The organism is Pseudomonas sp., from assembly GCF_030696055.1.
GTDB lineage: Bacteria > Pseudomonadota > Gammaproteobacteria > Pseudomonadales > Pseudomonadaceae > Aquipseudomonas.
Genome location: NZ_JAUYNP010000252.1, coordinates 1 through 5,723 on the forward strand (window position 1 = coordinate 1; position 5,723 = coordinate 5,723).

Sequence of the window (5,723 nt, forward strand, 5' to 3'; positions counted from 1 at the left end):
GTCGCGAATCTCGCCGCCACTGCCGGTGGACGCGCCCGGAAACGGGGCAATCGCGGTCGGGTGGTTGTGGGTTTCGACTTTCATCAAGATGTGCACCGGTTCCTGCACCGCACCGTACTGGCGGGTTTCAGGGTCCGGGAAGAAACGGCCGGCGACGTTGCCGACGATCACCGAAGCGTTGTCCTTATAAGCCGACAGAACACCTTCGCTGTGCATCACGTAGGTATTCTTGATCATGCCGAACAGGCTTTTTTCCTGGCTCTGACCGTCGATGTCCCAACTGGCGTTGAAGATCTTGTGACGGCAGTGCTCGGAGTTCGCCTGGGCGAACATCATCAGTTCGATGTCATGGGGGTTGCGCCCCAGACCCTCGAAGCTGCTCACCAAATAGTCGATTTCATCTTCGGCCAGGGCCAGGCCCAATTCGGTGTTGGCCCGCTCCAGCGCGGCGCGCCCGCCACCCAGGACATCCACGGCGGTCAGCGGTTTGGGCTCAGCATGACTGAACAGCGCGGCGGCGCCTTCCAGACTCTCCAGTACAAGCTGGGTCATGCGGTCATGCAACAGGTCGGCCACCTGCTGCGCCTCGGCGGCATTCAGCGTGCCGCTGACGTAATAGGCCAGGCCGCGCTCGATCCGCTGAATCTTCGCCAGACCGCAGTTGCGCGCGATGTCGCTGGCCTTGCTCGACCAGGGCGAGATGGTGCCGAAACGCGGAATGGTCAGGAACAGGCGGCCGCTTGGCTCCTGCACCGGCACACTCGGGCCGTATTTCAGCAAACGGGCCAATACCTGCTGATCATCGGCGCTGAGCACGCCGGCAACCTCGGCAAAATGCGCGAACTCGGCGTACAGCCCAGTCACAGCGGGGACTTTGCTGGTCAGTTGCTCGAGCAATTTACCGTGGCGGAAAGCAGAAAGGGCGGGAGCGCCGCGCAGGATCAACATCGGGGACAGCCTCTGGGAAGGGGGTGTACTTTGAGGCCGTGCATTCTAGCCTAAAGCGCTGCCGACGGCACCCGTGGCGGCACGCCAAGAACCTGCTTACGATCTCGCGAGCTAGAGCCATGCAAGGCGCTACGTCAGTAACAGCCTCCGGCTGGTCAAAACAGGCGAGGAAGCGGAGTGTACGAGCTGTACATGAGCATAACTCGCTGCGCTCGCCCTTCGGGTCGCGCTAAAGCGCGTTAGCCGCAAGCGGCTTGCCGAGCCTGTTTTTAACGCAGCAGGGCCGACGCGCAGCAGATCGTAAACAGGTTCTAAGCGCAGCAGGCGTGTTAGCAGAGAAGCCTGGCGCTGTCGAGATATGGCGCGCCCCATGCTTTGCGTATACTGCGCCAATGTTTGCCCAATCTGCGTTCCGCACGCGCTGCGCCTGCTGGCTGTCGGCGATCGGAATCCTCCTGCTGCTCGGTGGCTGTGCTGAAGAACCCAGCACACTCGAGCGCGTTCAGGCGGAGGGTACGCTGCGGGTGATCACCCGCAACAGCCCGGCCACCTATTTCCAGGACCGCAACGGCGAAACCGGCTTCGAGTACGAGTTGGTCAAACGCTTTGCCGAGGACCTGGGCGTGCAACTGCAGATCGAGACCGCCGACAACCTCGACGAGCTATTTTCCAGCCTGAGCAAGGTCAACGGCCCCGTACTGGCGGCCGCCGGCCTGGTAGAAAGCGACGGACGGCGCCAACACGCGCGCTTCTCCCTGCCCTATTTAGAGGTCACCCCCCAGGTGATCTACCGCAACGGCCAGCAGCGCCCGACCCGCCCGGCCGACCTCTTGGGCAAGCGCATCCTGGTGCTTAAAGGCAGCAGCCATGCCGAACAGCTGGCCGCGCTGAAGCTGGAATTGCCGGAACTCAGCTATGAAGAGTCCGCCGCCGTGGAGGTGGTCGACCTGTTGCGCATGGTCGATGAGGGACAGATCGACCTGACCCTGGTCGACTCCAACGAGCTGGCGATGAACCAGGTGTATTTCTCCAATGTGCGCGTGGCCTTCGACCTCGGCGACTCGCAGAACCTGGCCTGGGCGGTGGCACCCGGCGAAGACCGCAGCCTGCTGGATGAGATGAATGCTTTTATCCAACGTGCACACAAGAACGGCAGCCTGCAGCGCCTGAAGGATCGCTACTACGGCCACGTCGATGTACTGGGTTACGTCGGTGCCTACACCTTCGCCAAACACCTGCAGCAGCGCCTGCCGCGCTATGAAGGTTTTTTCCGCCAGGCCGCGCAGAAGCATCAGGTCGACTGGCGCCTGCTGGCCGCCATGGGCTACCAGGAATCACTCTGGCAACCCAGCGCCACCTCGAAAACCGGGGTACGCGGCCTGATGATGCTGACCCTGGGCACCGCCCAGGCCATGGGGGTGGCCGACCGCCTGAATCCCAAGCAGAGCATCCAGGGCGGGGCCAAATATATTGTCTACGTGAAGAGCCAGCTGCCGGACAGCATCCCGGAACCGGACCGCACCTGGTTCGCCCTGGCCTCCTACAATATCGGCGGCGGCCATCTGGAAGATGCGCGCAAGCTGACCGAGGCCGAAGGCCTGGACCCGAACAAGTGGCTGGATGTGCAGAAGATCCTGCCGCGCCTGGCGCAGAAGCAGTGGTACAGCAAGACCCGGCACGGCTATGCCCGGGGCGGCGAGCCGGTGCACTTCGTGCGCAACATCCGCCGCTACTACGACATCCTCACCTGGGTCACTCAGCCGCAACTGGAAGGCACCCAGGTCGCCGAGGGCAGCCTGCATATGCCGGGCATCGACAAGCGCCAGCCCGATATGCAAACGCCGCCGCTCTAAGCTCGGAGCCCGTTTAGCGACCTTCTCGACGCGCCTTAAAGAAGGCGCTAAGCACCGCCCCGCACTCCTCCGCCAGCACCCCGCCCTCGATCAACACCCGATGATTGAGAAAGGTCTGCTTGAAGAATTCCCCCTGACTCAGGGCCACGCCGGCCTTGGGTTCGGTGGCGCCATACACCACCCGGGCGATGCGCGAATGGACTATCAAGCCGGCGCACATGCTGCAGGGTTCCAGGGTCACATACAGGGTGCTGCCGGGCAGGCGGTAATTGCGCAAGTCCGCGGCGGCGGTGCGAATCGCCACCATCTCGGCATGGGCACTGGGGTCATGGGTGGAAATCGGGCAGTTGAAGCCGCGCCCGATAATCACGCCATCCTGCACCAGCACCGCGCCCACCGGCACTTCACCCAGGGCCGCGCCTTCGCCGGCCAAGGCCAAGGCCTCGCGCATAAAGTGCTGGTCGCGACTGCGATCGATGATTTGTGGCCGGCGCATCAGACCACCTCGATCGCGGCCATCAAGCCGGTTTCCATATGATCGATAACATGGCAATGGAACATCCAGATACCGGGGTTATCCGCGACCAAGGCGATGCGAACGCTTTCATTCTTGCCCAACAGGTAAGTGTCGGTGAAATAGGGAATGATCTTCTTGCGGTTCGAGCTGATCACCTTGAACGCCAGCCCGTGCAGGTGGACCGGGTGCAGGTACTGCGCCATATTGCGCAACTCGAAGATGTAGTGACCATCCTTCTTGAGCGTCGCGATGGGCCGATCCGCGCAGGTCTTGTCCTTGATATCCCAGGCCTGGCCGTTGATCTGCCAGTACTTGGCCGGGCCTTTGTCGTTCGCGCCGGCCAGGGTCGCCGACCACTCGAAGTTGAAACGCAAGACCTCGGCCTGCTGCAGATCAGGTTCCGCCACCGGGTTGGCCGGCAAAGGCGCCGGCCAGTCGCCGACCGCCTCGGCTGTCGCCAGGCTTTTCAGAGTCGCCAGGCGCAACGGCCCGTTACGCAGCGACAGCTCCGCGCCAGCCGCCGGCACGCGGACGGCCAAGTCGATGCGCATGCCCGGGCCCAGCCAATACTCTTTGCCCAGGTCACGCGGCTCAATCGGCTGGCCATCCAGGGCATAGATACGCGCCTCGGCGCCGGGCAAATTGAGCCGGTAGGTGATGGTGCTATCCAGATTCAGTATCCGCAGCCGCACCACCTGCCCGGCTGGTAGTTCCAGGCTGGGTACGGCTTTTCCGTTGATGGTGGTCAGCCGCCCCCGAGTGCCCTCGCGGGCCGCCTCGCGGGGCACGCTGAACGCGCTAAACGCACCTTTCTCATCTATATGCCAGGTCTTCAGGCTTAGCGTGCGCTCGTGCAGGAAGCCGCTGGGCTCGCGCTCCTCGACTATCAGCGGGCCAACCAGGCCGCGCCCGAGCTGCTCGCTGCTGGCGACATGGGGGTGATACCAGAAGCTACCGGCGTCCGGGGTCTTGAACTGGTAGTCGAAATATTCGCCCGGCAGCACCGGCAGCTGCGAGACATAGGGCACCCCGTCCATTTCCAGCGGCAGGCGGATGCCATGCCAGTGGATGGTGGTGGGCACGTCCAACTTATTGATAAAGCGCACCCGCAGCCATTCGCCCTGTTTGGCGCGAATTTCCAGGCCAGGCGCCTGGCCGCCATAGGCCCAGGCCGGGGTGCTATGCCCCGGAATCAGCTCGAGGTCGAGCGGCGCTGCGATCAGCTCATAGTCATGGGTAGTGCTGCCCAACGGCCGTCCAAGCCAATAACGAACTCCACCGACACCAAGGCCTACGGCGGTCAAACCGAGCAGGCCACCGAGAATTTGTCGACGTGTAAATGACATGGGTACAGACACCTCTAGACAAGGGGGACTTTCTAGAACAACACGCTGGGCCCATCGGGGGAATCAAGGTAGGCATGTAATAGCCGGTCTCTGACGGACCGGCTTTTTAGAAGCTTTTAACATCGAACAGGCGACGCAGAAAAAGGCTTACTGGGCTAAGGCCAGGCGCAACGACCAACGGAAGTAACAGCCGCAAGGCTGGCCCGAAGGGTGAGCGCCAGCGAGTCAGGCACCCCGGAGCTTTTAAGCGCAGCGTACTGCAGTACGTGAGCATTAAAAGCGAGGACGCAACGCAGCATGGCCGACGACCAGGAAGCCGTCCCGCTAACGCATCACTCCCACTCGATGGTGGCAGGCGGCTTGCTCGACACGTCGTAGGTGACGCGGGAGATGCCTTCGATCTCGTTGATGATGCGGTTGGACACCTTCTCCAGCAGCTCGTAGGGCAGGTGCGCCCAGCGTGCGGTCATAAAGTCGATGGTTTCCACCGCGCGCAGGGCCACGACCCAGGCGTAACGACGGCCGTCACCGACCACGCCGACCGACTTGACCGGCTGGAACACCACGAAGGCCTGACTGGTCTTGTGGTACCAATCGAAGTTGCGCAGCTCTTCGATAAAGATATGGTCGGCGCGACGCAGGATGTCCGCGTACTCCTTCTTCACTTCACCGAGGATGCGCACGCCCAGGCCCGGGCCCGGGAAGGGGTGGCGGTAGACCATGTCGTAGGGCAGGCCCAGCTCCAGGCCGATGCGCCGCACTTCGTCCTTGAACAGTTCGCGCAGCGGCTCGACCAGCTTGAGGTTCATCTCCTCCGGCAGGCCGCCGACATTGTGGTGCGACTTGATCACGTGGGCCTTGCCGGTCTTGGCGCCGGCCGACTCGATCACGTCCGGGTAGATGGTGCCCTGGGCGAGGAACTTGATATTTTCCAGCTGGCTGGCTTGCGCATCGAAGACATCGATAAAGGTGCGGCCGATGATCTTGCGCTTCTTCTCCGGGTCGGCTTCGCCGGCCAGGTTGCCGAGGAACTGCTCTTCGGCGTTGGCGCGGATCACC

At 62.7% G+C, this 5,723-nt stretch carries 4 protein-coding genes and 1 pseudogene; 1 reads left to right on the plus strand and 4 read right to left on the minus strand.

Features of this window, described 5'->3' with window-relative positions; translation table 11 throughout:
* Positions 1–948, minus strand: a pseudogene (locus Q8Q83_RS14935) (phosphoribosylformylglycinamidine synthase); the annotation flags it as partial.
* 392 nt (positions 949–1,340) lie between these two features.
* Here Q8Q83_RS14935 and mltF point away from each other — a divergent pair.
* On the plus strand, positions 1,341–2,801 hold the full coding sequence (gene mltF, locus Q8Q83_RS14940; protein WP_305624926.1) for a membrane-bound lytic murein transglycosylase MltF: 1,461 nt from the start codon (positions 1,341–1,343) through the stop codon (positions 2,799–2,801).
* Between the two features lie 13 nt (positions 2,802–2,814).
* On the opposite strand, the gene tadA is transcribed toward mltF, so the two are convergent.
* From tadA to guaA, 3 genes are all read right to left on the minus strand, one after another.
* Positions 2,815–3,297 carry a tRNA adenosine(34) deaminase TadA gene (gene tadA / locus Q8Q83_RS14945; protein WP_305624927.1) on the minus strand — a complete coding sequence of 161 codons (483 nt, stop codon included), beginning with the start codon at positions 3,295–3,297 and terminating at the stop codon, positions 2,815–2,817.
* Complete coding sequence (locus Q8Q83_RS14950) at positions 3,297–4,664, minus strand: multicopper oxidase family protein (RefSeq protein ID WP_305624928.1); 1,368 nt, start codon at positions 4,662–4,664, stop codon at positions 3,297–3,299. The genes tadA and Q8Q83_RS14950 overlap by 1 nt, the downstream gene beginning before the upstream one ends.
* Positions 4,665–4,996: 332 nt before the next feature.
* Positions 4,997–5,723, minus strand: a 727-nt coding sequence (gene guaA / locus Q8Q83_RS14955) for a glutamine-hydrolyzing GMP synthase (RefSeq protein ID WP_305624929.1), incomplete at its 5' end; no start/stop codon positions are given.